Raw genomic sequence first — 24145 nt, 5'->3', positions numbered from 1 at the left:
ATCGCGGGCGAGGCATGCCGCGCCCGCGATGCCAGAGAGAGGAATGAACCGTGAAAAAACTGATCAATGAGGTTGAATCGGTCCTGGAGGAACAGTTACGGGGCTTGGGCGAGGCTCACCCCGAGCTGCAGGTGCATCAGGAGCCGCTGTTTGTGGTGCGTGCCGATGCGCCGGTGCCGGGCAAGGTGGCGGTGCTTTCCGGCGGCGGCAGCGGCCATGAGCCAATGCACTGCGGCTTTGTCGGGGAGGGGATGCTTGATGGCGCCTGCCCGGGGGAAATCTTTACCTCACCCACGCCGGATAAAATGTATGAATGCGGCCAGGCCATCGACGGCGGCGCCGGGGTGTTGTTTCTGGTCAAAAACTACACCGGCGACGTGCTGAATTTTGAAACGGCCACTGAGCTGTTGCACGACAGCGGCGTGCAGGTCGCGACGGTGTTGGTTGATGACGATGTGGCGGTGAAGGACAGCCTGTTTACCGCCGGGCGCCGTGGCGTTGCCAACACGGTGCTGATGGAAAAACTGCTGGGGGCGGCGGCGGCGCGTGGCGATAGCCTGGATGCGCTGGTGACGTTCGGCCACAAGATCAACAACCAGGGGCATTCAATCGGCATTGCGCTGGGGGCGTGCACGGTGCCGGCGGCCGGCAAACCGTCGTTTGTACTGGCGGAGAATGAAATGGAGTTCGGCGTGGGCATCCACGGCGAACCGGGCATCGCACGGCGGCCGTTCACCACCCTGAACCAGGCGGTGGACGACATGTTCAAAACCCTGATTGAACACGGCCACTACAAACGCACCCTGCGGGTGTGGGATCGCCAACATGGCGAATGGCGTGAAGAGATCCAAGAGAAGCAGCCGCTGGCACGCGGCGATCGCGTGATTGCGCTGGTGAATAACCTGGGGGCCACGCCGCTTTCCGAATTGTACGGTGTTTACCACCGCCTGACGGCGCTCTGCGCCGAGGCCGGCATTATCATTGAACGCGATCTGGTGGGCGCTTATTGCACCTCGCTGGATATGCAGGGGGTTTCCATCACCTTACTGAAAGCCGATGACGAGGTGCTGTCGTTGTGGGATGCACCGGTAAAAACGCCCGCATTACGCTGGGGATGTTAGGTAAACGTAGGGCTGTGGGCCGGGTTAAGGCCCACGGCGAGGCGATTGCCGCGCTAAGCCCGCAGCAAGTCATGGCCTGAGGAGGAAACATGGCATTAACGAAACAGCAGGTGGTGGATTGGCTAATGCGCTGTGCGGCAGTGTTTGCCGAACAGCGTGATTTTCTGACGCGCCTGGATACCGAGATTGGCGATGCCGATCATGGCCTGAATATGAACCGCGGCTTCAATAAAGTGGCGGAAAAACTGCCTTCGGTGGCGGACAAGGACATCGGTTTTATCCTGAAAAATACCGGGATGACATTGCTGTCCAGCGTCGGGGGCGCCAGCGGCCCGCTGTTCGGTACGTTTTTCATCCGCGCCGCGCAGGCGGCCAATGCCAAGCAAAGCCTGGATTTGGAAGAATTGCACCAGGTGATGCAGCAAGGGGTGGAAGGCGTGGTGATGCGCGGCAAAGCCGAGCCGGGCGATAAAACCATGTGTGATGTTTGGTGGCCGGTGGTGGCGAGCCTGGGGCAATCCGCCCGGCAGCAGCTTAACCTGGCCGACGCGCTGGATATCGCCGTCGGCGAGGCGGAAAAAGCGGTGGAAAGCACCATCACCATGCAGGCGCGCAAGGGGCGGGCCAGCTACCTGGGGGAACGCAGCATTGGCTATCAGGATCCGGGGGCGACCTCGGTAATGCTGATGATAAAAACATTGGCGCAGGTGGTTGGCTAAGCCATGCCTGCCGCGGTGCGTATACCGTGGCGTTTGGCTTGGTTAAGGCAACCCCAGGGAGGTGAGATGATCAATATCGTGGTGGTTTCGCACAGTGCGCAATTGGCGCGCGGCGTGCAGGAATTAGCGCAGCAGATGATGCGCGCCGATGGTTGCCAACTGGCGTTGGCGGCCGGGGTGGATGATGAAGAACACCCTATCGGCACGGATGCCGTCAAAGTGATGGACGCGATCAACAGCGTTGCCCAGTGTGACGGAATTGTGGTGCTGATGGATTTGGGCAGCGCGTTATTAAGTGCGGAAACGGCGTTGGAACTGCTGGAGCCGGCGGTGGCGGCAAAAGTCAAACTGTGTTCGGCGCCGCTGGTGGAAGGCACTCTGGCGGCGGTGGTGGCCGCCAATGCCGGCGCGCCGCTGGCGCAGGTGCTGGCTGAGGCGCAGGGGGCGTTGCAGGCCAAACAGGCCCAGCTCGGCGAGGCGCCGGGCGCCGAGGAAAACGTCGGCCTGCCGTTGACCGAGGGGAAAAGCGTCAGTTGGCTGGTGCAAAACCCGCACGGCCTGCATGCCCGGCCGGCGGCGCGGCTGGCGGAAACCCTGGCGCCCTTCGACGCCGAACTGCTGTTGGAAAAAAACGGGCAATGCGTTAACCCGCGCAGCCTGAACCAACTGGCGCTCTTGCAGGTGCGCCACGGCGATACCATCCGCCTGATCGCTAACGGCACACAGGCCGATCAGGCGCTGGCGGCGTTTAAAGCGTTGGCGGAACAGCATTTTGGCGAAACGGTATCGGCCCAGCAGCAGCCATCGCTGCACGGCATGCCGGTGGCGGAAAGCGTCAGCACCGGCCCGGTGTTGCAAGCCGCCAGTTTCTGGCCGGCGGTGGCTGAAAAATTGATCGGCGCCGATGACGTGATTAACGAGCAACAACGGCTGCGGGAAGCCCTGCAACATACGCTGAGCGATCTAAACAAGTTGGCGGAGCGAACGGCGACGCTGATCGGTAAGCCGCAGGCCGGTATTTTCGGTGCGCACAGCATGCTGTTGGACGATCCGGATCTGCAGCAGCAGGCCTATGCCCGCATTGCCCAGCGGCTTTACTGTGCGGAACGGGCATGGCGGGAAGTGCTTGAGGCGGTGGCCGATGACTATCTGGCGCTGGACGATGCCTACCTGCGGGCGCGTGAACTGGATGTGCGCGATCTGCTGCGCCGCACCCTATGCCACCTGCAACAGCAAACGATCCCGCCGATCGCGCTGGCGGAGCCGGTGATTCTGGTGATGGATGAGATCATGCCTTCTGATGTGGTGATGCTGGATCGGCGCATGGTGCTCGGCATTTGCCTGAGCGGCGGTAGCGTTGTTTCGCACAGTGCCATTCTGGCCAAAGCGATGGGCATCCCGATGGTGGTGGGGCTGAGCGGCTGCATGGAAAAGACCCACAGCGGCCAAAAGGTGATGCTGGATGCGGCCCGCGGGGTGCTGCAGCTTAGCCACTAAGCGTGCGGCTTGAACTGGCTGATATCGATCTGGTATTGCTTGATTTTTCGCCATAGCGTGGTACGGCCAATCCCCAGCAGCTGCGCCATCTCATTCAGTTGGCCCCTGCGGGTATTGGCCGCACGGATAATGGCCTGGCGTTCGGTTTCCTCCAAAGTCAACGGCGGTGATCCTGGCTGCGTTTCGTTTTCCAACAGGGGCTGATGCCCCAAAAGGTGCGCGGGCAGGTCGGCCAACTGAATGTGGTGGCCGCGGCAAATCATCGCCGCCCGCTCGACCACGCCTTTCAGCTCAAGATCATTGCCCGGCCACAGATACAGACTGAGCTGGGCCATAACTTCATCATCCACCCGAAAGCGGCACTGGAAGTGCTGTTCCAGCGCGCGCAGATGGTGCCTAACCAGCAGCGGAATATCGCTGACGCGCTGGCGCAGCGGCGGGATCTGGATTTCAAAGGCCTGCAGACTATAAAACAGTTGGCGGCGGAAGCGGTTTTGCTGCACCAGCAAAGGCAGATTGGCGGAGCTGGTGGCGATGATGCGCACGTCCACCGGGATCACCCGGCTGGAATTCAGGCGCATCACGACGCCGGTTTTCAGCACCTGCAGCAGCGCGGCCTGCATGTCCGGCGGCAGGTATTCGATCTGATCCAGATACAGCGTACCGCCGTTGGCCAGCTCGAATTTGCTCAGCAGGCCTGCCTGTTCTTCGCTGGCGTCGCAGCCCAGCAGTTCGCTCAGCCCCTGAGCTTCCGGCAGCAGTTGGCAGTTGAGCGAAATATAAGGCCCGGCGGCGCGCTCGCTGGCGTTGTGGATGGCCTGGCCGAGCAACTCTTTGCCTATTCCTTCCTCGCCGCACAGCAGCAACGGATGGTGGCCTTTCGCCGCCTGTTGGCCGTAGCGGATCAGACGGCGCATTTCCAGCGAAGCCGAAGGCATCTGTTCAAAGGTATGGCTGACGCGGCCGAGCTGGCTGCTGACGTACTGATGCATCCGCTCCAGCGGGTGCAGCAGCGCGATAAACCCACAGCGCTCCCCGTCGGGAATCGGCTTTAAGGTCAGCAGGACGGCGATAAACTGGCGCTGGCTTTCGAAAGTGACTTCGACATGGTGCAGCGCCTGGCGCTGGGCGACCGCCCGGCTCAGCAGCGCGGGAAACGTCAGCAACTGCGCCAGCGGCTTGCCCTGGCTATGCTGGCCGTTGAGCTTGAGCATGTTTGCCGCCCGCTGGTTGATATATTGCAGGTTGCCGTGGTGATCCCAGGCCATGACACCGTCTTCCACGCTTTCCAGCAGGCCATACAGCTGGTTCAGGTGGCGGTTGGATTCAGCCAGCAGGCTGTCGGCATTGAGCGAGTTACTGATACCGCGGGCGATCGCCAGCGTCAGGGAAAGATCGCCCGCGGCCCGCTCTTGCAGCAGGCACCCCAGCGCGATGGCGCCACGTTGACGCCCGCCGTTGTCATAAATCGGCGTGGCGCAAAATGACCAGCCGTGCAGCGCCTGGCGCACGTGCTCACTGCCGCAGACCTGCATCGGGTGGCCCTCTGCGGCGGCCAGCGCCGGCGCATTGGTGCCGATATCCCCTTCGGCCCAGTAAGCGCCGGGTTTGAACCCCAGCCGTTGCAACTGCTCCCGCGTATCGGGGGCGCCGCAAAGCCACAGCATACAGCCGCTTTCATCGAGGATGAACAACACGCAGCGGCGGTTTTCCATAAACTCGTAGGCGTCTTCCAGCGCCGCCTGGCCAAGCGTCAGCAGATCGTTCTTACGTTTGCAGATGGAATGGAAGGTGGTGCCAAGCGCACAGTGCGGGTTTTTCCAGGCGGCGGGGCGCATCAGGTTGCAGCAGCGTAGCCAGGAGGCGTAGATCGCAGGCGCAGGGCGCTGCTCCGCCGGGAGTGCCCCGGTTGCCATTAACTGCTGCCAGCGTGAAGTATTCTTCATCCAATCCTGCTCGGGCTGAGGAACGTATCAGGGAATAATATCACTGAATGCCGAACGGGAATGTGAAGCCTGTAGGCCAAGGGGGAAATAATCAGGGCGGGGAAATACCCGCCCTGGATGCTTAATGGCCCGTATCAGTTGCGGAACGGGTTGCGCGGTTGCGTGGTGGTGGCGGGCTGCGCTACGGCAGCGGGGGCCGGGGCAGAAACGGCGGCGACCGGCGCAGCCGTGTTGCTGCTGTTGCGATCCACATAGGCATCCTGCGCGGTGGTTGGCGGCGCCACCACATCCGGCGAGGTGGAGATTGGGGTGCCCAGCGCGCCGTTGAGCATCAGCAGATCGTTTTCGTTTAACGTCCCGAGCGCGGATTTGATGTTCAACTGGTTAATCAGGTAGGTATAGCGTGCGCTGGAAAGCTGCTGCTTGGCATTGTAGAGCGTGGTGGTAGCATCCAACACGTCGACGATGGTGCGCGTGCCCACCTGGTAGCCGGCTTCCATGGCATCCAATGAGCTCTGTGCGGAAACCACCGCCTGTTGATAGGCGTTGATGCTGCTGATGGAGGCATTGATGTTATTGAAGGAAGAACGAACGGTTTGTACCACGCTGCGGTGTGAGCTTTCCAACTGCTCACTGGCAGCGACAAAATTATACTGTGCCTGTTTCACTACCGAGCTGGTCTGGCCGCCGCTGTAGAGTGGCAGGTTCAGGCTCACGCCGATTTTGTTCTGGCCGGCGTCGCTGTCGCTGTAGTTGCCAGCGCTGGTGGCGGAACCGTTGTATTTGGTGTTGGTGATGCCGCTGGAGGCGCTCATGTCGATCGTCGGCAAGTGGCCGCTTTGCGCCGAGCGGATCTGTTCGCGCGCCAGATCCTGGTTCAGACGGGCAGAAAGCAGGGTCAGGTTGCGGTTTTCGGCTTCTTTCAACAGGTTGTTGACCGCTTCAGGGCGCTGGGTAGAGAAACGGGTGGTATTCAGCGAAGCCAGTTCCGGGTAGAAGTTGCCGGTTATCTGGCGCAGGCTTTCCAGCGCGTTGTCCAGATTGTTGCGGGCCGTCACTTCGTTCGCCAGCACTGTGTCATAGCTGGAACGGGCGTTTTGCACATCGGTAATGGCAACCAGGCCGACGTTAAAGCGCTGGGTGGTTTGATCCAACGTGCGGTAAACCGCCTGTTTTTGCGCCTGCACATAGGATAAGGTGTCGATCGCGTTCAGCACATCGAAGTAGGCGGTGGCGGTGTTCAGGATCAGCGACTGTTCGCTGGTTTGAAAGGTCACGTCGGCGATCCCGGCGGTTTTTTCCTGTAACGTCAGCGCACGCCATTTCGACATGTCGAAAATCACCTGCGACAGCGCGATCGAGCCGCTGGTCACATTGCTGTTAATGTTGTTGGCATCGCGGTAACCGCTGTTATAGGTATAACCGGTGGTCAGGCCCAACTGCGGCAGCAAGGGGCTGCGCGCTTCATTGATCTTTTCGAAAGCGGAATTACGTACAGCGGCTGCCTGGCGCAAATCCGGGTTGTTTTCCCTTGCCTGTTTATAAACTTGCAGCAGGTTCTCTGCCTGGCTCATGGTACTGAACCCAACCAGGCTCAGTCCGATAAGAAGGGGGAGCAGTTTCTTCATTTGCATTCCTTGTTGTGCAGCAATATTGCTATGTTAGCGCTGACGATAGGCGAATAGGTGCCGATTTTAGCAGAGTCCAGGCTGCGCATCAGGTGGCTGAATGTGCCCTCTGGCGTAACTTTTTTGCCTTGCTGGCTTGAGTACGAGCCATATGGAGCTGGCTGCTCACGCCTCAATTGATATTATGATGTTTCACAATCTATCACAAAGAGGATGGCGGCAGGCTTACTGTTTCCGCTATCAGCCCCGGTTCTTTATACTACTACTCCATTCATGCAGGAGAACGCCACCGATGAAGCAGCTTAAAACCACACCCGTTACTTTCGGTAAAGATGATGTAGAAATTATTGCACGTGAGACGCTGTATCGTGGTTTTTTCTCGCTTAATTTATATCGGTTCCGTCATCGTTTATTCAATGGCGAAATGAGCGGGGAAGTGAAACGTGAGGTTTTTGAGCGCGGGCATGCCGCAGTGCTGCTACCTTATGATCCACGGCGCGATGAAGTTGTGTTGGTTGAGCAATTGCGCATCCCGGCGTTGGAGAGCAGTAACTCCCCCTGGCTACTGGAAATGGTGGCAGGTATCATCGAAACGGGCGAAAGCGTGGAAGACGTCTGCCGGCGTGAAGCCCAGGAAGAAGCCGGTGTGGCGGTGGGGCGTTGTAAACCGGTGCTAAGCTATCTGGCCAGCCCCGGCGGCACCAGCGAACGCCTGTCGATTATGGTGGGGGAAGTCGACGCCACCACCGCGGAAGGGATTCACGGGCTGGCGGCAGAAGATGAAGATATCCGTGTCCATGTGGTTAGCCGCGAACAGGCTTATTGCTGGGTAGAAGAGGGCGTAATTGATAACGCCGCATCAGTGATTGCATTGCAGTGGTTGGCGCTGCACCATGAATCGCTCAGAAAAGAATGGGTCAACTCATGACAAAACGCTATACCCCTGATTTCCCGGAAATGATGAGGCTGTGTGAAACCAACTTCGCACAATTGCGCCGCTTATTGCCGCGTAATGATGAAGTGGGTGAAACGGTGACTTATCAGGTGAACGGCGCCAGTTATCGTCTGACCATTATTGAGTCCACGCGCTATACCTCGCTGGTGGAGATCAAGCAGGTGTTTCCGGCAGTCAGTTACTGGAGCCTGCCGGCAATGACGGTGCGGCTGTACCACGACGCCATGGTTGCGGAAGTGTGTTCCAGCCAGCAGATCTACCGTTTTAAAGCACGTTATGATTATCCGAATAAAAAGTTGCATCAACGCGACGAAAAGCATCAAATTAACCAGTTTCTTGCTGATTGGCTGCGCTACTGTTTAGCGCATGGCGCGATGGCGGTTCCGGTTTGTTAGACAGACTGAAATAGCAAAGGACACCATTTGGAAAGCCTGTTTAAACTGCCCGTGGCGAGTGGGGCCAAGGTCAGAATCCTGCAAATAACAGATACCCACCTTTTTGCCGGCAAGGATGAAAGCCTGCTCGGCATTAATACTTATCGCAGCTACCTTGCGGTGCTGGAAGCCATCAAGGCACAGCAGCGGGGGGTTGATTTGATCGTCGCGACCGGCGATCTGGCGCAGGATCATTCCCAGGCCGCCTATCGGCATTTCGCCGAGGGCATTTTGCAACTGCCGGCGCCCTGTGTCTGGCTGCCGGGTAATCATGATTTCCAGCCGGCGATGGTGGACGCATTGGCCGCTGCCGGCATCACGCCTTCCAAACACGTGCTGCTGGGCGATAACTGGCAAGTGGTTCTGTTGGACAGCCAGGTTTTCGGCGTGCCGCACGGTGAACTGAGCGAATATCAGCTTGAATGGATGGAACGCTGCCTGCAGGCCCATCCCGAGCGCTATACGCTATTGCTGCTGCACCACCATCCGCTGCCGTCCGGCTGCACCTGGCTGGATCAACACAGCCTGCGCAACCCCCATATGCTGGGGGAGATCCTGTTGCGCTTTCCGAAGGTCAATACGTTGCTGTGTGGGCACATCCATCAGGAGATGGATATCGCCTGGCAGGGGCGGCGGCTGTTGGCAAGCCCTTCAACCTGCGTGCAGTTCAAACCGCATTGCACCAACTTCGCCATTGACGATCTTTCCCCCGGCTGGCGCTATCTGGATCTGCTGCCAGACGGGCGGGTGGAAACCCAGGTGTATCGCCTGGATAACGACGATTTTCGCCCTGATATGGATTCCGATGGTTATTAGGGCGGTGCTCCTTGCCGTGTTCATTCACCTGGCCACGCCCGCGCGCTGTTTTGCCCTAAAATAGCATCAACGGCTCACGTACAACGACGAGATACCGCCTCATGTCAACGCTACTCTATTTGCACGGTTTCAACAGTTCGCCCCAGTCAGCCAAAGCGGCTGCCTTCAAGGCGTGGTTGGCCGAACATCATCCGGGCGTCGAAATGCTGGTGCCGCAGTTGCCGGCCTACCCGGCGGAAACGGCGGAAATGCTCGAAAGCCTGGTGATGGCGCGCGCCGGCCGGCAGATGGGGATCGTCGGTTCTTCGCTGGGCGGCTATTACGCCACCTGGCTGTCGCAATGTTTCTCCCTGCCTGCCGTGGTGGTCAATCCCGCGGTAAAACCGTTTGAATTGCTGATTGATTACCTGGGGGAAAATGAGAACCCCTACACCGGCCAGCAATATGTGTTAGAGTCTCGTCACATTTACGATCTGAAGGTGATGCAGATCGACCCTTTGGAGTCGCCAGATTTAATCTGGCTGCTGCAGCAAACAGGGGATGAAATACTCGATTACGGCCAGGCTGTGGCGTATTACACTGCCTGCCGGCAAACGGTAGAGGCCGGTGGAAACCATGCCTTTGTCGGTTTCGAGCACTATTTTCCCCAGATTGTGGATTTTTTAGGGCTCAACGCTGTCTGAGCAGGCGGTTCCGGCACCTTCCTTTAACCACGAAAAAATAATCAACGATGACTCAATCCAGCTATAACGCTGATGCCATTGAAGTACTCAGCGGTCTAGAACCAGTGCGCCGTCGTCCCGGTATGTATACCGATACCACGCGCCCGAACCACCTTGGCCAAGAGGTGATTGATAACAGCGTCGATGAAGCGTTGGCTGGCCACGCAAAACGCATCGATGTGATCCTGCACGCCGATCAGTCACTGGAAGTGATTGATGACGGCCGCGGCATGCCGGTGGATATCCACCCGGAAGAGGGCGTGCCGGCGGTGGAGTTAATCCTGTGCCGGCTGCACGCCGGCGGCAAGTTCTCCAACAAAAACTACCAGTTCTCCGGCGGCTTGCACGGCGTGGGCATCTCGGTGGTCAACGCCTTGTCAAAACGCGTTGAGGTGAACGTGCGCCGCGACGGCAATGTCTACAGCATGGCCTTCGAAAACGGCGATAAAGTGCAGGATCTTGAAGTGACCGGGACCTGCGGCAAACGTAACACCGGCACCAGCGTCCACTTCTGGCCGGACGAACAGTTCTTCGATAGCCCGCGCTTTTCCGTCACGCGCCTGTCGCATCTGCTGAAAGCCAAAGCGGTGCTGTGCCCGGGCGTGGAAATCTATTTCTTCGACAAGCTCAACAACACCGAACAGCGTTGGTGTTATCAGGACGGGTTAACCGATTACCTGATGGAAGCGGTCAACGGCCTGATTACATTGCCGGAAGCGCCTTTCGTTGGAACGTTCTCCGGCGATACCGAAGCCGTGGATTGGGCGCTGCTGTGGCTGCCGGAAGGCGGCGAACTGCTGACCGAAAGCTACGTTAACCTGATCCCCACCATGCAGGGGGGCACCCACGTTAACGGTCTGCGCCAGGGGCTGCTGGATGCGATGCGCGAGTTTTGCGAATTCCGCAATATCCTGCCGCGCGGCGTGAAGCTCTCCGCAGAGGATATCTGGGATCGCTGTGCTTACGTGCTGTCGGTAAAAATGCAGGATCCACAGTTCGCCGGCCAGACCAAAGAGCGTTTATCATCGCGCCAGTGCGCCGCGTTTGTCGCCGGCGTGGTGAAAGACGCCTTTAGCCTGTGGCTGAACCAGAACGTGCAGGCTGCGGAACAGCTGGCGGAACTGGCGATTTCCAGCGCCCAGCGCCGCCTGCGCGCGGCCAAGAAAGTGGTGCGCAAAAAGTTGACCAGCGGCCCCGCGCTGCCGGGCAAGCTGGCGGACTGCACGGCACAGGACCTGAGCATGACCGAACTGTTCCTGGTGGAAGGGGATTCTGCGGGCGGCTCCGCCAAGCAGGCGCGCGATCGTGAATATCAGGCGATCATGCCGCTGAAGGGCAAAATCCTCAATACCTGGGAAGTGTCTTCGGATGAGGTGCTGGCTTCGCAGGAAGTGCATGATATTTCAGTCGCGATAGGTATCGATCCCGACAGCGACGATCTCAGCCAACTGCGCTACGGCAAGATCTGTATCCTGGCGGATGCGGATTCCGATGGCCTGCATATCGCCACCTTGCTGTGCGCGCTGTTTGTGCGCCATTTCCGCGCCCTGGTGAAAGATGGGCACGTGTATGTGGCGATGCCGCCGCTGTACCGTATCGATCTTGGCAAAGAGGTCTACTATGCCCTCGACGAAGAAGAAAAAGCGGGCGTGCTGGAGCAACTGAAACGCAAGAAGGGCAAGCCTAACGTCCAGCGTTTCAAAGGGCTGGGGGAAATGAACCCGCTGCAGCTGCGCGAAACCACCCTGGATCCCAACACTCGCCGGCTGGTGCAACTGACGGTGGATGATGGCAACGTCGATCAGACGCTGGCCGTGATGGATATGCTGCTGGCGAAAAAACGGTCGGAAGATCGCCGTAACTGGCTGCAAGACAAGGGCGATATGGCAGAACTGTCGGTCTAACCCCAGCCAGGCCCGGTGGTTATCGGGCCTGGTTTTCTGCGCTTGAACAGGGCGGAATGCATGAAAATCACCCTTGAAGAACTCCTGGCATTTACCGCAGTGGTGGATTGCACCTCGATTACTGCGGCAGCCGAACAGCTTGGCCAAACCACTTCCGGCATCAGCCGCGCCCTCAGCCGGCTGGAGAAAAAGCTCGATACCACGTTGTTGCGCCGCACGACCCGCCGCCTTGAATTGACCGAAGAAGGGCAAACTTTCCTAAGCCACGCCCGTGAAATCATCCGCTCGGTTGAAAATGCCGAGGAACAGATGGCGTTACGGCGCACCTTGCCGGCCGGCCGGCTGCGGGTCAATGCCGCGGCGCCGTTTATGGAGCACGTGATTGTGCCGCTGGTGGCCGGGTTCCGCCGTCAGTTTCCGCAGATCACGCTGGAGCTGAATACCGATAACCTGTTTATCGATCTGCTGGAAAAGCGCACCGATATTGCGATTCGTATCGGCACCCTGCGCGATTCCACCCTGCACGCACGCTTGCTGGGCTACAGCACGCTGCGCATCCTGGCCAGCCCGGAATACATTGCCCGTTTTGGCGCGCCACAGCGCGTGAGCGACCTGCATGACCATTGCCTGCTGGGTTTTAGCCAGCCGGAATCGCTGAACCAATGGGCGCTGCGCGATGAGCAGGCGGAATTTTTCACCATCACGCCGACCATTTCGGCTTCAAGCGGGGAAACCCTGCGGCAACTGGCGCTGTGTGGGGAAGGGATCGTGCAACTGTCGGATTTCATGACGCGGGAAGATCAGCGTGCTGGGCGGCTGGTGCCGCTGCTGGAAGCGCAAACCCAGGGCGGGCATCGGCCAATTAACGCGGTGTATTATCACAATACCCCGCTGGCGGCGCGAATTACCTGTTTCCTGGACTACGTGAGCGCCCATATCGACGCCCAGCACCTGTAGCGGCAACGCCCACCCGCGGTGCGGGCGGGCATGTGCGATCAGGCAAACACGTTGCCCAGGTGCGCCTTATAGTTGGCGATGAACGTGTCGATCTGCGGATCTTTGATCACATCATTGCAGATGAAGGTTGGCAGCGCTTCCATGCCCAGGAACTGGTTCGCCTTGTGGAAGTGCAGGTACACGCCGTCGACGCCCACCCCATGGAAGAACTGAGCTGGATCGGTAAAGGCTTCCAACGGGGCGTTCCAGGTCAGGCTTAGCATGTACGTTTTGCCTTGCAGCAGGCCGCCGGAGCCGTATTTTTTGCTGGCGTCGGAGCGGGTGCGGCCATCGCTGGCATACAGGCTGCCGTGGCCAACGGTAAAGACTTCGTCGATGTATTTTTTCAGGATCCAGGGCTCGCCCATCCACCAGCCGGGCATTTGGTAGATAACCGTATCGGCCCACAGGTATTTCTCGATTTCCGCGTTGATATCGTAGCCATCATCGACAACGGTGACTTTTACGTCGTGCTGTGCGGCGCGCAGCACGTTTTCCGCCACGTCGCTCAGGGTTTGGTTTAACCGGCCTTCAGAATGGCCGAACTGTTTTTTGGCATTGATAATCAGTATGTTGCTCATCGTCTGTCATTCCTGTCCGATAAAAAGGATTTTTCCCTGTACATGCCGTACAGAACTTACGCTGACTGCCAGTGTAATACTTAGCAAGGAAAGGGAAAATGAGATCTAGCGCACAACAGTCTTGACTAAAAATCAATAAAAACGCCTGGCAGCAGCGCCATTTTGCACAAAATAAAATTTTGCCCGGCGCCGGTGAACGAGAAATGCACCAATTGTGACAGTGACCCGCAGATGGGGTACTATCGCGGGCAAGAATCGACAAGCATTGCCAAGCCACGGTCTGAGGATATTTGAGTAATGAGCGACCTGACTCATGACGGTGTAGAGCGTTTACCGCTGCACACATTCACTGAAAACGCCTATCTGAACTATTCCATGTACGTCATCATGGATCGAGCGTTACCGTACATTGGTGACGGCCTCAAGCCGGTACAGCGCCGTATCATCTATGCGATGTCTGAGCTGGGGCTGACTAACAGCGCCAAGTTCAAAAAATCCGCCCGTACTGTGGGTGACGTGTTAGGTAAATATCACCCACACGGCGACAGCGCCTGCTATGAAGCCATGGTGCTGATGGCGCAGCCGTTTTCATACCGTTACCCGCTGGTTGACGGCCAGGGCAACTGGGGTGCGCCGGACGATCCCAAATCTTTCGCCGCGATGCGTTATACCGAATCGCGCTTGTCGAAATACGCCGAGGTGTTGCTGAGCGAGTTGGGCCAGGGCACGGTCGACTGGGTGCCGAACTTCGACGGCACGCTGCAGGAACCGAAAATGCTGCCGGCGCGCCTGCCTAACGTGCTGCTCAATGGCACCACCGGCATCGCCGTGGGGATGGCGACCGATATCCCGCCGCATAACGTGCGCGAAGTAGCCGCCGCTGCGGTGGCGCTGCTGGAGAAACCTAACACCGGCCTGGACGAACTGCTGGAGTTTGTGCAGGGGCCGGATTTCCCGACCGAAGCTGAAATCATCACGCCGCGCGACGAACTGCGCAAAATTTACCAGAATGGCCGCGGTTCGGTGCGTATGCGCGCCATCTGGAAAAAAGAAGACGGCAGCGCGGTGATCACCGCCTTGCCGCACCAGGTTTCTGGCGCCAAGGTGCTGGAACAGATCGCCAGCCAGATGCGTGCCAAGAAGCTGCCGATGGTGGAAGATCTGCGTGACGAATCCGATCACGAGAACCCGACCCGGCTGGTGATTGTGCCGCGCTCGAACCGTGTGGATCTGGAGCAGGTGATGAGCCACCTGTTTGCCACCACCGATCTGGAGCGCAGCTACCGCATCAACATGAACATGATCGGCCTGGACAACCGCCCGGCGGTGAAAGGGCTGGTGGAAATCCTGACCGAGTGGCTGGCCTACCGGCGCGAGACGGTGCGCCGCCGCCTGAACTACCGGCTGGAAAAAGTGCTCAGGCGCCTGCATATCCTGGAAGGTTTGCTGGTTGCGTTTCTCAATATTGATGAAGTGATCCACATCATCCGTACCGAGGACGAGCCGAAGCCGGTGCTGATGCAGCGCTTTAGCATTACGGATACCCAGGCGGAAGCGATCCTGGAACTGAAACTGCGCCACCTGGCGAAGTTGGAAGAGGTGAAAATCCGCGGCGAGCAGGATGAGCTGGCGAAAGAGCGCGATCATCTGCAGGCGCTGCTGGCCTCTGAGCGCAAGCTGAATACGCTGATCAAAAAAGAGATCCAGGCGGATGCGCAAACCTATGGCGACGATCGCCGCTCACCGATTACCGAGCGCGCCGAAGCCAAGGCGATGAGCGAGCACGATTTCGTGCCGTCCGAGCCGGTGACCATCGTGCTGTCCGAAATGGGATGGGTGCGCAGCGCCAAAGGCCATGACATCGATCCGATTGGCCTGAACTACAAAGCCGGCGATAGCTTCCGCGCCGCCGCGCGCGGCAAGAGCAATCAGCCGGTGGTGTTTATCGACTCCACCGGGCGCAGCTATGCGCTTGATCCGCTGACGTTGCCGTCTGCCCGTGGGCAGGGCGAACCGCTGACCGGCAAACTGACGCCGCCGCCGGGCGCCACCATTGAACAGGTGATCATGGCGCCGGACGAGCAGAAGCTGCTGATGGCGTCCGATGCCGGCTATGGCTTCGTCTGTACCTTCAGCGATCTGGTGGCGCGCAATCGCGCCGGTAAAGTGATCATCACCTTGCCGGATAATGCCAAGGCGTTGCCGCCGTTGGAGATTTACAGCGACGACGATATGCTGCTGTCGATCACCAAGGCGGGGCGCATGCTGATGTTCCCGGTGGCCGATCTGCCGCAACTCTCGAAGGGCAAGGGCAATAAAATCGTTTCTATTCCTTCGGCGCAGGCCTCTTCCGGCGAGGATATTCTTGCCTGGCTGTTCGTGCTGCCGCCGCAGACTTCCGTTACCCTGCACGTCGGTAAACGCAAGCTGACGCTGCGGCCGGAAGATTTGCAGAAGTTCCGCGCCGAACGTGGCCGCAAGGGCACGCTGTTGCCGCGCGGGCTGCAGCGGATCGATCGCGTCGAGCTGGATATGCCGCCGCGTGCGGATGCCAGCGAGGAGTAATACAATCCCGGGCGCGGCCACAAGCTGCGCCCTTATTCCCCCCGGGCGCCGGCATGGTTAAATCAATGACGTTGAAACGCATAAATATATTGTGCGCGGCGGCGGCTGGCAGGAAAATAGCCCGAACCCTCGGGGTATAAATAAGCAAAGAGCGGCGCAGCAGTTATCGCCGTGCCGGCAGTGTGCTAAAGAGGTTGTTATGTTATTAATTTTACGTGCCGTTTTCGTCACTCTGTTTTGTATTTTGGTGTGCGTTTTCGGTTCTATTTATTGTTTATTTAGCCCGCGTAATCCCCGCCATGTCGCCACCTTTGGGCATTTGTTTGGCCGGCTGTCACGCGTATTGGGGCTGAAGGTTCAGGTGCGTAAGCCCGCGGCGGCGGCCAGCTACGGCAACTGCATTTATATTGCCAACCACCAGAATAATTACGATATGGTCACGGCGTCGAATATCGTGCAGCCGCGGACGGTGACCGTCGGTAAGAAAAGCCTGGCGTGGATCCCCTTTTTTGGGCCGCTGTATTGGTTGGCCGGTAACTTGCTGATCGATCGGGATAACCGTGCCAAGGCGCATGGCACCATTGCCCAGGTGGTTGAGCAGATTAAGAAAAAGAACATTTCAATCTGGATGTTCCCGGAAGGTACCCGTAGCCGTGGGCGTGGGTTGATGCCGTTCAAAACCGGCGCTTTCCACGCGGCCATTTCCGCCGGGGTGCCGATTGTGCCGATCTGTGTCTCCAATACCAGCAATAAAATCAGTCTGAACCGTTGGAATAACGGCCACGTGATTGTTGAAATGCTGGAGCCGGTGGATGTCAGCCAGTATGGCAAGGAAAACGTGCGCGAACTGGCGGCGCATTGCCACGATCTGATGCAGGCAAAAATCGCCGAATTGGATGCCGAAGTCGCCCAGCTTGAAGCGGCTAAAAAATAACATTATCCGCTGGCGTTAAAACAGGTATTTTAAACAGCACTGGATGCTGTTAACGCTTAGGCCCCCAGATGATCCCTGGGGGCTGGCTTTTTTGCACATGGTCAATCTTTGTTTTTTAATGGAGAGTTTATGTCACTCAGTCGACGTCGGTTTATTCAGGCATCGGGTCTGGCGCTGTGTGCGGGTAGCGTGCCGCTGAGGGCTGAAGCGAAAGGAACGCAGACCCCTCTACCTGTTCCCCCGTTGCTGGAATCACGCCGGGGCCAGCCGCTGTTTTTAACCCTGCAACGTGCCCATTGGGCCTTTATGGATAGCCGTAAAGCTTCCGTCTGGGGCATTAACGGCATGTATCTTGGGCCAACGGTGCGGGTATACAGCGGCGATGACGTTAAGCTCATCTACAGCAACCGGCTGCTGGAGCCGGTTGCCATGACCATCAGCGGCCTGCAAGTGCCAGGCACGCTGGCCGGCGGCGCGGCGCGCATGATGTCGCCCGGCGTTGACTGGGCGCCGGTGATCCCCATCCGGCAGGCGGCGGCCACCTGTTGGTATCACGCGAATACCCCCAACCGTATGGCCCCGCACGTGTATAACGGCCTGGCGGGCCTGTGGCTGGTGGAGGACGCCGTCAGCAAGGCGTTGCCGCTGCCGAACCACTACGGCGTGGATGACTTCCCGCTGATTATTCAGGACAAGCGCCTGGATAACTTCGGTATGCCGGAATACGATCCGCCGGGGCAGGGCGGCTTCGTCGGCGACACGCTGTTGGTCAATGGCGTGCAGAACCCCTACGTTGAAGTGTCGCGCGGCTGGGTGCGCTTGCGTTTGCTGAATGCGTCCAACTCGCGGCGCTATACGCTGCAGCTGAGCGACGGCCGGCCTTTCCATGTGATTGCCAGCGATCAGGGCTTCCTGCCTGCGCCGGTGGTGGTGCAGGCGCTGATGCTGGCGCCGGGGGAGCGGCGTGAAGTGCTGCTTGATATGTCGACGGGCGATGAAGTGACGATCAGCGCCGGCGAGTCGGCGGGCATTATGGATCGCCTGCGCGGCCTGTTCGAGCCATCGAGTATTCTGGTGTCGACGCAGGTGCTGACGCTGAAGCCCACCGGGCTGCTGCCGCTGGTGACCGATAATCTGCCGATGCGCCTGATGGCGGATCAGTTGCTGGATGGCAACGCGGTGCGTTCGCGCGAGTTCCGCCTGGGCGATAGTCTGGCCGGCATCAACGGCGCGATCTGGGACATGAACCGTATTGACGTGCAGGCGAAGCAGGGCACCTGGGAGCGCTGGACGATCCACGCCGATACGCCGCAGGCGTTCCATATCCAGGGCGTGCAGTTCTTGATTAAGCGGGTGAATGGCGCACAGCCGATGGCGGAAGACCGCGGCTGGAAAGATACGGTGTGGGTTGACGGCGATGTTGAGCTGTTGGTGTATTTCCCGCAGGTGTCTTCAGAGCACTTCCCGTTCCTTTACTACAGCCAGACGCTGGAAATGGCCGATCGCGGTTCTGCCGGCCAGTTTGTGGTTCAGCCGGCGTAGCCTGCCCTCACCCCAACCCTCTCCCAAAGGGAGAGGGAGCAGCCCGCGGCCGTATTCATGTTAAGTGGCTAACTCTCGCTCCCTGTTAGAACGTGCATATTGATGACGAGACTGTGTTAGAAAGTACAGGGGGAGTCATAGCTGAGTATTTGCACTATCGGCTCCCTCTCCCAAAGGGAGAGGGAGCAGCCCGCGGCCGTATTCATGTTAAGTGACTAATTCTCGCTTTCTGTTAGAAAGTGCATATTGATGACGAGACTGTGTTAGAAAGTGCAGGGGAGTCATAGCTGAGTATTTGCACTATCGGCTCCCTCTCCCAAAGGGAGAGGGAGCAGCCCGCAGCCGTATTCATGTTAAGTGACTAACTCTCGCTCTCTGTTAGAACGTGCATATTGATGACGAGACTGTGTTAGAAAGTACAGGGGAGTCATAGCAGAGTATTTGCACTATCGGCTCCCTCTCCCAAAGGGAGAGGGAGCAGCCCGCGGCCGTATTCATGTTAAGTGACTAACTCTCGCTCTCTGTTAGAACGTGCATATTGATGACGAGACTGTGTTAGAAAGTACAGGAGACGTTATAGCCGGGTATTTGCACCATCAACTCCCTCTCCCTTTGCGATAGTACAGGGGGGAACAATAGCCGGGTATTTGCACTATTGGCTCCCTCTCCCTTTGGGAGAGGGTTGGGGTGAGGGAAAAGGGAAGGTGATGACTTAAAACGTATCTGGATCCGGCCCCAGGCGCTTGCCGATATCCAGCTTGGCTACCTGGCTTAGCTCATCCTTATCCAGCTTAAAATCAAACACGTCGAAGTTTTCCCGAATGCGCGATGGCGTAACGGACTTCGGTATCACGATCAGGCCGTTATCCAAATGCCAGCGCACCACGATTTGTGCCGGCGTCTTGCCATATTTCTTCGCCAACTGTTTGACGATCGGTTGATCGAATACTCCGGCGCCGCCCTGCGCCAGCGGGCTCCAGGACTCGGTGGCGATTTTATGAGTCGCGTTCCAGGCGTGGAGTTGGCGCTGTTGCATCAGCGGATGCAGCTCAATCTGGTTCACCACCGGGATCTCGCCGGTCTCGTCCAGCAGGCGCTGCAGATGCGGCATGTTGAAGTTACACACGCCGATGCTTTTCGTCAGCCCCTGTTCGCGCAGTTTGATCAGCGCGCGCCAGGCATTAACGTATTGATCCTGCGCCGGCTGCGGCCAGTGGATCAGATAGAGATCAACGTAATCGAGCTGCAGTTTCTTCAGGCTGGTTTCCAGCGCCGCCTGCGGGTTGCTCTGATCGTCATTCCACAGCTTGGTGGTGATAAACAGTTCGTTACGCGGGATTGCCGTGGCTTGCAATGCGCGGCCGACGCCTTCTTCATTTTTGTAGATTGCCGCCGTATCGACCGAACGGTAACCGGTCTCCAGCGCGCAGGCTACCGCGTTGGTGGTTTCTTCAATGCTCGCCTGCCAAACGCCAAGGCCTAACTGCGGCATCAGATTGCCATCGTGCAGTTTGATGATGGATTGCGTTGTCATGCGTCTCTCCTTTTAACCTGATTGCCGGCGTGGTAAATGCCGGAAAGATTCTCGTTATATTTTAGATGGCAAAATGGCCGTCTGCCGGTTTTGCCGGTGCCCCGCGTTCCCACCGGCGAAGAATGAAAAAGTAAACAGAATATGGCAGAAACGCCGTGGTGCGGGGAGTGCAGCCGGCGCGGAGCCGGCTGCGATAACGAGCTGGAAACTAAAGCCTAGCAGGAAATCGCGGATCGTGATCAGCGCGCGGCTTCATAAATGCGCTGACTGACATCCAGCGTAATATCCTGGTGCTCGCCCAGCGCGGTCATTCCGTGCTCTTTCAACTTGTTAAGCAACGCCGGGATGCTGCTGCCATCGAGCTGGTAATCGGCCATCCGGGTGGCGACGCCCATTGTTTCGAAGAAGGCGCGGGTGGCGGCGATCGCCGCGTCAATACGGCTGTCTTCGCTGCCTTCACGCAGCCCCCAAACGCGATCGGCATATTGCAGCAGTTTTTCGCGTTTTTGCGCCTTTTTCTCTACCAGCAGCGCCGGCAGGACGATCGCCAGCGTCTGGGCGTGATCCAGGTGGTGCATCGCGGTCAGCTCATGGCCAAGCATATGGGTCGCCCAGTCTTGCGGCACGCCGGCGCCGATCAGGCCGTTAAGCGCCAGGGTAGCGCTCCACATCACGTTGGCGCGCACCGCGTAGTTTTCCGGCTCTGCCAGCGCGCGCGGGCCTTCTTCGATCAGCGTCAGCAGCAGGCCTTCGGCAAAGCGATCCTGCACCTTGGCATCGACCGGGTAGGTCAGGTATTGCTCAATGGTATGCACGAAGGCGTCAACGACGCCGTTGGCGATCTGGCGCGGCGGCAGCGTATAGGTGACGACCGGATCGAGCACGGCGAACAGCGGCTGAACATAAGGTGAATGGAAGTGCTGCTTATCGCCGGTGGTTTTGCGGGTGATCACCGCGCCGCTGTTGGATTCCGAGCCGGTGGCCGGCAGGGTGAGCACGCAGCCCAGCGGCACCGCGTGGGTGACTTCGTGGCCCAGCGTTTGCAGGATATGCCAGGGATCGCTGGCGGCGGTGTAATGCGCGGCGGCCGCGATGAATTTGGTGCCGTCGACCACTGAGCCGCCGCCCACGGCCAGCAGGAAATCAATCTTTTCATCGCGCACGATGTCGACGGCTTTCATCAACGTTTCATAGGTCGGGTTTGGTTCAATGCCGGAAAATTCACGCACATCACGGCCCGCCAATGCGGCATAGACCTGATCGAGCACGCCGTTTTTCTTCACGCTGCCGCCACCATAGGTGATCAGGATGCGCGCATCGGCGGGGATCTGTTTGCCCACTTCGGCGATCTGCCCTTGGCCAAACAGAATCTTGGTCGGGGTATGGAGAGTAAAATTTTGCATGGGTTATTTATCCAGTTTAAAGCCTTGTTTTTGAATCGCGGGCAGCACATCCGGGTAATAAATATGCTGATAATAGCTGGCGGTATTGTGGCCCCAGTCATCGCCGTCGCTGCGGCCGAGTTTCTGCCAGTAAGCCGTCAGCGTTTGGTTATAGGCATTGATTGCCGCCGGCAGCGCTTCCGGTTGGTAGTGCTCGTCATGGCGGAAGCTGGCGATAGGCAGGCGCGGCTTTTGGTGCGCCGGTTGGTCAACGTAACCGAGCACCAGGCCCACCACTGGGAACGTGAGTTCCGGCAGTTGCAGCAGTTCAATCATCGCCTGTGGGTTGCGGCGGATGCCGCCGATCGGCACGATGCCCAGCCCATAAGAGCGGGCGGCGGTCATTAACGCGCCCAACGCGATACCCACATCGGTGGTGCCAGAAATCAGACTCTCGATGCTCTGATGCGCCACCTGTTGTTTGCCGCTCATTTCGATGCCGAGCCGGGTTTTGTACATGTCCAGCACCACGGTAATAAACACCGGCGCCTGGGCAATCCACGGCTGGCCGCCGGCCAGTTCGGCGATACGCGCCCGCTGTTTGGCGTCGCGGGTGACCACCAGAGAAACTTGCTGCGAGTTGACGGAGGTCGGCGCCAAGTGCGCGGCGGCGATGATGTTGTCGAGGATATCGTCGGCAATCGGTTTATTCAGGTAGCTACGTTCGCTGCGGTGGCTGGTGAGCAGTTCTATAGTCTGGTTCATAACGTTCCTGCTTTGCGTTGGAGGTCCCTTAGCCCGGCGTGTTTTGGCAGCGCCGGGCATTCTCAATGGTTTTATTGTCAGTAAGCTGGGCCGGTATCGCAATGCACATTCCTGTTGGTATCTTGCCTATTCCTACATTTGTCTGTAGGAATGTGAATATTTTTATTATGATTGATGCTAGATTATTCTTGAATTTTATAGGGGGTGCGATGACAGACATTGATGCGCTGCGCAGCCGTATGGCAAGCCAGGCGGCGCGCTTTGCCAGGGGCAACGGCTACACGCCATCACCGGTGCCGCTGGTGAAGATTTTATACGTGGATCAGCACCGCCCGCGCCAGCCAGTGATGTATGAGCCGGGTATCGTGATCGTGTTCCAGGGGCATAAGGTGGGCTACTGCGGCAATAAGGTGTTCCAGTACGATCCGCGTAATTACCTGGTGATGACGGTGCCGCTGCCGCTTGAATGCGAAACCTTTGCCAGCCAGGAGCAACCGCTGGTGGGGATGGCGGTGAATATCGATACGCAGATGCTGCAGGATTTGCTGATCGACATCGGCGACGATGATTTCCTGATGAAGCCACATGCCGAGAGCACCGGGATGAGCTGCGCCGTCTTAACCGATGAGATGCTGTGTGCCACCGAGCGTTTGCTGGACGTGATGGCGCGCCCGCTGGATGCGCGCGTGCTGGGGCCAAAGATCGTGCGGGAAATTCTTTACTATGTGCTGTTGGGCCGCTGCGGTGCATCCTTGCAGGAGCTGGTTAACCGCCAGACGCACTTTAGCCAGATCGCCAAGGCACTGCGGCGTATTGAGCGCCAGTATGCGGAAAACCTGAACGTCGAAACGCTGGCGAGCGAAGTGAACATGAGCGTGTCGGCGTTCCACCATAATTTTAAGGCGGTGACCAATACGTCGCCGTTGCAGTATGTGAAATCCTACCGTTTGCATAAGGCGCGGTTGCTGATGGTCTTTGATGGCCTGAATGCCAGCACGGCCGCCAACCGCGTGGGGTATGAAAGCGCCTCCCAGTTTAGCCGCGAGTTCAAGCGTTTCTTTGGCATTACGCCCAGTGATGAACTTGCCCGCCAGCGCGAAGGCAATGGCACCGTGGTGGTTGATTAAAGCAGAAAGCGGAAGCGCCCAACCGGCGCGCTGCTGCGCCGGTTGAGGAGACGCGCGTTAGGATTAGGCGCGTTTTTTACGCCAGATCACCAGCATGCCGCCCAGCAAACCGATGGTCAGCAACGCCAGGGGCAGGATCATCAGCCCGGTCATAACCTGGCTTTCATAGCGTTTAACCAGGGGAATCTGGCTGAAGGCATAACCCAGGCTGACCACGGCGGTAACCCAAATCAGCCCGCTTAGCCAGTTGAACAGCTGAAAGCGCGCGCTGTTCAGGCCGGAAATGCCTGCCATGGTCGGCAAAATGGTGCGCACAAAGCCAAGGAAGCGGCCGATCAGTAGCGCCGTCAGGCCGTGGCGGTTGAACAGCATATGCGCCCGCTGGTGGTATTGGGCGGGGAGCTGCAGCAGCCAACCTTTAACCACCCTGGTGTGGCCGAGCCAACGGCCCTGCAGGTAGCTTAACCAACACCCCAGGCTGGCGGCGATGGTCAGGATCAGCAACGTTGGCACATAGCCCATCACCCCTTTGGCGATCAGCGCCCCGGATAATAGCAATAGACTGTCGCCGGGCAGGAAAGACGCCGGCAGTAAACCGTTTTCTAACAGCAGGGTGGCGAAAAGCACTGCATAAACCACCCAAAGCACGCCGGGGTTGGCCAGGGCCGCAAAATCCTGTTGCCAAAGCGCGTGAACAATCTCTCTTAATACTTCCATTCTCTGTCCCGTTGCGCCTGGTCACTTTCTCGAGGCTATTTGGTCTATACCCATTGCTTTTGGCACGGCGGCGCAGCTAACCGCTGGCGGGCGAAGGCACACCGGTATCGGGTGGTAACGCATCTGAGGATTTACGCGTTTACGGCTTTGCCGCCGGGCCAATCACTGTGGGTATCGCGATTAACAAAACTGCCCACAGTGTAACGCTATTCGCGGTTGCGAACATTAAACGACGTGCAGAAATATGTATCAGGAAACAA

20 protein-coding genes are annotated in these 24145 nt (G+C 58.4%); 13 read left to right on the top strand and 7 right to left on the bottom strand.

Going from position 1 to position 24145, the window contains the following annotated elements:
- Positions 1-50: 50 nt before the first annotated feature.
- From dhaK to dhaM, 3 genes are all read left to right on the top strand, one after another.
- Positions 51-1121, top strand: a complete 1071-nt coding sequence (gene dhaK / locus ABFX35_RS12685; RefSeq protein WP_346081432.1) for a dihydroxyacetone kinase subunit DhaK — start codon at positions 51-53, stop codon at positions 1119-1121.
- Positions 1122-1210: 89 nt separating this feature from the next.
- Positions 1211-1840, top strand: coding sequence for a dihydroxyacetone kinase subunit DhaL (gene dhaL, locus ABFX35_RS12680; RefSeq protein WP_279025660.1), 630 nt, complete (start codon positions 1211-1213; stop codon positions 1838-1840).
- A gap of 66 nt (positions 1841-1906) precedes the next feature.
- Entirely contained in the window at positions 1907-3337 is a 1431-nt protein-coding gene (gene dhaM / locus ABFX35_RS12675; protein WP_346081430.1) for a dihydroxyacetone kinase phosphoryl donor subunit DhaM, read from the top strand.
- On the opposite strand, the gene dhaR is transcribed toward dhaM, so the two are convergent.
- Together dhaR and tolC are read right to left on the bottom strand one after the other, a co-directional pair.
- Positions 3334-5283 carry a dihydroxyacetone kinase operon transcriptional regulator DhaR gene (gene dhaR, locus ABFX35_RS12670; protein ID WP_346081428.1) on the bottom strand — a complete coding sequence of 650 codons (1950 nt, stop codon included), beginning with the start codon at positions 5281-5283 and terminating at the stop codon, positions 3334-3336. The two genes, dhaM and dhaR, sit on opposite strands and share 4 nt — an antisense overlap.
- 134 nt (positions 5284-5417) lie before the next feature.
- A complete protein-coding gene (gene tolC / locus ABFX35_RS12665; RefSeq protein WP_346081426.1) occupies positions 5418-6911 on the bottom strand; it encodes an outer membrane channel protein TolC in 1494 nt (497 codons plus the stop codon).
- 292 nt (positions 6912-7203) lie between these two features.
- Between tolC and nudF the strand changes: the two genes are divergently transcribed.
- From nudF to ABFX35_RS12635, 6 genes are all read left to right on the top strand, one after another.
- A complete protein-coding gene (gene nudF, locus ABFX35_RS12660; protein ID WP_121555039.1) occupies positions 7204-7839 on the top strand; it encodes an ADP-ribose diphosphatase in 636 nt (211 codons plus the stop codon).
- On the top strand, positions 7836-8261 hold the full coding sequence (locus ABFX35_RS12655) for a DUF1249 family protein (protein ID WP_095847188.1): 426 nt from the start codon (positions 7836-7838) through the stop codon (positions 8259-8261). The genes nudF and ABFX35_RS12655 overlap by 4 nt, the downstream gene beginning before the upstream one ends.
- A 27-nt stretch (positions 8262-8288) precedes the next feature.
- A complete protein-coding gene (gene cpdA / locus ABFX35_RS12650) occupies positions 8289-9116 on the top strand; it encodes a 3',5'-cyclic-AMP phosphodiesterase (protein WP_279027632.1) in 828 nt (275 codons plus the stop codon).
- A 101-nt stretch (positions 9117-9217) separates the two neighbouring features.
- The gene (gene yqiA / locus ABFX35_RS12645; RefSeq protein ID WP_095847190.1) at positions 9218-9799 is read left to right on the top strand and encodes an esterase YqiA; all 582 of its coding nucleotides are present in this window, start codon (positions 9218-9220) and stop codon (positions 9797-9799) included.
- Positions 9800-9846: 47 nt separating this feature from the next.
- Positions 9847-11742 (top strand): DNA topoisomerase IV subunit B, encoded by a 1896-nt coding sequence (gene parE, locus ABFX35_RS12640; RefSeq protein WP_346081422.1) that lies wholly within the window; start codon positions 9847-9849, stop codon positions 11740-11742.
- 60 nt (positions 11743-11802) lie between these two features.
- Positions 11803-12699 (top strand): LysR substrate-binding domain-containing protein, encoded by an 897-nt coding sequence (locus ABFX35_RS12635; RefSeq protein WP_346081420.1) that lies wholly within the window; start codon positions 11803-11805, stop codon positions 12697-12699.
- A gap of 38 nt (positions 12700-12737) precedes the next feature.
- Here the strand turns inward: ABFX35_RS12635 and ABFX35_RS12630 are convergent, their stop codons facing one another.
- On the bottom strand, positions 12738-13319 hold the full coding sequence (locus tag ABFX35_RS12630; protein WP_279027638.1) for an NAD(P)H-dependent oxidoreductase: 582 nt from the start codon (positions 13317-13319) through the stop codon (positions 12738-12740).
- Between the two features lie 297 nt (positions 13320-13616).
- Between ABFX35_RS12630 and parC the strand changes: the two genes are divergently transcribed.
- From parC to ftsP, 3 genes are all read left to right on the top strand, one after another.
- Positions 13617-15884 (top strand): DNA topoisomerase IV subunit A, encoded by a 2268-nt coding sequence (gene parC, locus ABFX35_RS12625; protein ID WP_346081417.1) that lies wholly within the window; start codon positions 13617-13619, stop codon positions 15882-15884.
- 199 nt (positions 15885-16083) lie between these two features.
- Complete coding sequence (locus ABFX35_RS12620; RefSeq protein ID WP_279027642.1) at positions 16084-16818, top strand: 1-acylglycerol-3-phosphate O-acyltransferase; 735 nt, start codon at positions 16084-16086, stop codon at positions 16816-16818.
- A 129-nt stretch (positions 16819-16947) separates the two neighbouring features.
- Positions 16948-18360: a cell division protein FtsP gene (ftsP, locus tag ABFX35_RS12615; RefSeq protein ID WP_346081415.1), complete on the top strand. Its 1413-nt coding sequence runs from the start codon at positions 16948-16950 to the stop codon at positions 18358-18360.
- Positions 18361-19072: 712 nt separating this feature from the next.
- Here the strand turns inward: ftsP and dkgA are convergent.
- From dkgA to ABFX35_RS12600, 3 genes are all read right to left on the bottom strand, one after another.
- Positions 19073-19894, bottom strand: coding sequence for a 2,5-didehydrogluconate reductase DkgA (gene dkgA / locus ABFX35_RS12610; RefSeq protein ID WP_346081413.1), 822 nt, complete (start codon positions 19892-19894; stop codon positions 19073-19075).
- Positions 19895-20133: 239 nt separating this feature from the next.
- Entirely contained in the window at positions 20134-21297 is a 1164-nt protein-coding gene (gene yqhD, locus ABFX35_RS12605; RefSeq protein WP_346081411.1) for an alcohol dehydrogenase, read from the bottom strand.
- A 3-nt stretch (positions 21298-21300) separates the two neighbouring features.
- Positions 21301-22041 carry an NADPH-dependent oxidoreductase gene (locus ABFX35_RS12600; protein ID WP_346081409.1) on the bottom strand — a complete coding sequence of 247 codons (741 nt, stop codon included), beginning with the start codon at positions 22039-22041 and terminating at the stop codon, positions 21301-21303.
- 209 nt (positions 22042-22250) lie between these two features.
- On the opposite strand from ABFX35_RS12600, the gene ABFX35_RS12595 reads away from it, so the two are divergent.
- Positions 22251-23168: an AraC family transcriptional regulator gene (locus ABFX35_RS12595; RefSeq protein ID WP_346081407.1), complete on the top strand. Its 918-nt coding sequence runs from the start codon at positions 22251-22253 to the stop codon at positions 23166-23168.
- 63 nt (positions 23169-23231) lie between these two features.
- Here the strand turns inward: ABFX35_RS12595 and ABFX35_RS12590 are convergent, their stop codons facing one another.
- On the bottom strand, positions 23232-23885 hold the full coding sequence (locus ABFX35_RS12590) for a DedA family protein (RefSeq protein ID WP_279028551.1): 654 nt from the start codon (positions 23883-23885) through the stop codon (positions 23232-23234).
- Positions 23886-24145: the final 260 nt, after the last annotated feature.

Source organism: Gibbsiella dentisursi (assembly GCF_039539505.1).
Classification (GTDB): domain Bacteria; phylum Pseudomonadota; class Gammaproteobacteria; order Enterobacterales; family Enterobacteriaceae; genus Gibbsiella; species Gibbsiella quercinecans.
Note: the sequence above shows the minus strand (reverse complement) of the source record. Positions and strands in the feature narration are given on the sequence as shown.

Excerpts from the sequence above, each read along its gene's own strand:
- yqiA (WP_095847190.1), top strand. The coding sequence starts at position 9,218 with ATGTCAACGCTACTCTATTTGCACGGTTTCAACAGTTCGCCCCAGTCA.
- dkgA (WP_346081413.1), bottom strand. The coding sequence starts at position 19,894 with ATGACAACGCAATCCATCATCAAACTGCACGATGGCAATCTGATGCCG.
- dhaL (WP_279025660.1), top strand. The coding sequence starts at position 1,211 with ATGGCATTAACGAAACAGCAGGTGGTGGATTGGCTAATGCGCTGTGCG.
- tolC (WP_346081426.1), bottom strand. The coding sequence starts at position 6,911 with ATGAAGAAACTGCTCCCCCTTCTTATCGGACTGAGCCTGGTTGGGTTC.
- ABFX35_RS12595 (WP_346081407.1), top strand. The coding sequence starts at position 22,251 with ATGACAGACATTGATGCGCTGCGCAGCCGTATGGCAAGCCAGGCGGCG.
- ftsP (WP_346081415.1), top strand. The coding sequence starts at position 16,948 with ATGTCACTCAGTCGACGTCGGTTTATTCAGGCATCGGGTCTGGCGCTG.
- ABFX35_RS12590 (WP_279028551.1), bottom strand. The coding sequence starts at position 23,885 with ATGGAAGTATTAAGAGAGATTGTTCACGCGCTTTGGCAACAGGATTTT.
- nudF (WP_121555039.1), top strand. The coding sequence starts at position 7,204 with ATGAAGCAGCTTAAAACCACACCCGTTACTTTCGGTAAAGATGATGTA.
- parC (WP_346081417.1), top strand. The coding sequence starts at position 13,617 with ATGAGCGACCTGACTCATGACGGTGTAGAGCGTTTACCGCTGCACACA.
- parE (WP_346081422.1), top strand. The coding sequence starts at position 9,847 with ATGACTCAATCCAGCTATAACGCTGATGCCATTGAAGTACTCAGCGGT.
- ABFX35_RS12655 (WP_095847188.1), top strand. The coding sequence starts at position 7,836 with ATGACAAAACGCTATACCCCTGATTTCCCGGAAATGATGAGGCTGTGT.
- ABFX35_RS12630 (WP_279027638.1), bottom strand. The coding sequence starts at position 13,319 with ATGAGCAACATACTGATTATCAATGCCAAAAAACAGTTCGGCCATTCT.
- yqhD (WP_346081411.1), bottom strand. The coding sequence starts at position 21,297 with ATGCAAAATTTTACTCTCCATACCCCGACCAAGATTCTGTTTGGCCAA.
- dhaM (WP_346081430.1), top strand. The coding sequence starts at position 1,907 with ATGATCAATATCGTGGTGGTTTCGCACAGTGCGCAATTGGCGCGCGGC.
- ABFX35_RS12600 (WP_346081409.1), bottom strand. The coding sequence starts at position 22,041 with ATGAACCAGACTATAGAACTGCTCACCAGCCACCGCAGCGAACGTAGC.
- ABFX35_RS12620 (WP_279027642.1), top strand. The coding sequence starts at position 16,084 with ATGTTATTAATTTTACGTGCCGTTTTCGTCACTCTGTTTTGTATTTTG.
- dhaR (WP_346081428.1), bottom strand. The coding sequence starts at position 5,283 with ATGAAGAATACTTCACGCTGGCAGCAGTTAATGGCAACCGGGGCACTC.
- ABFX35_RS12635 (WP_346081420.1), top strand. The coding sequence starts at position 11,803 with ATGAAAATCACCCTTGAAGAACTCCTGGCATTTACCGCAGTGGTGGAT.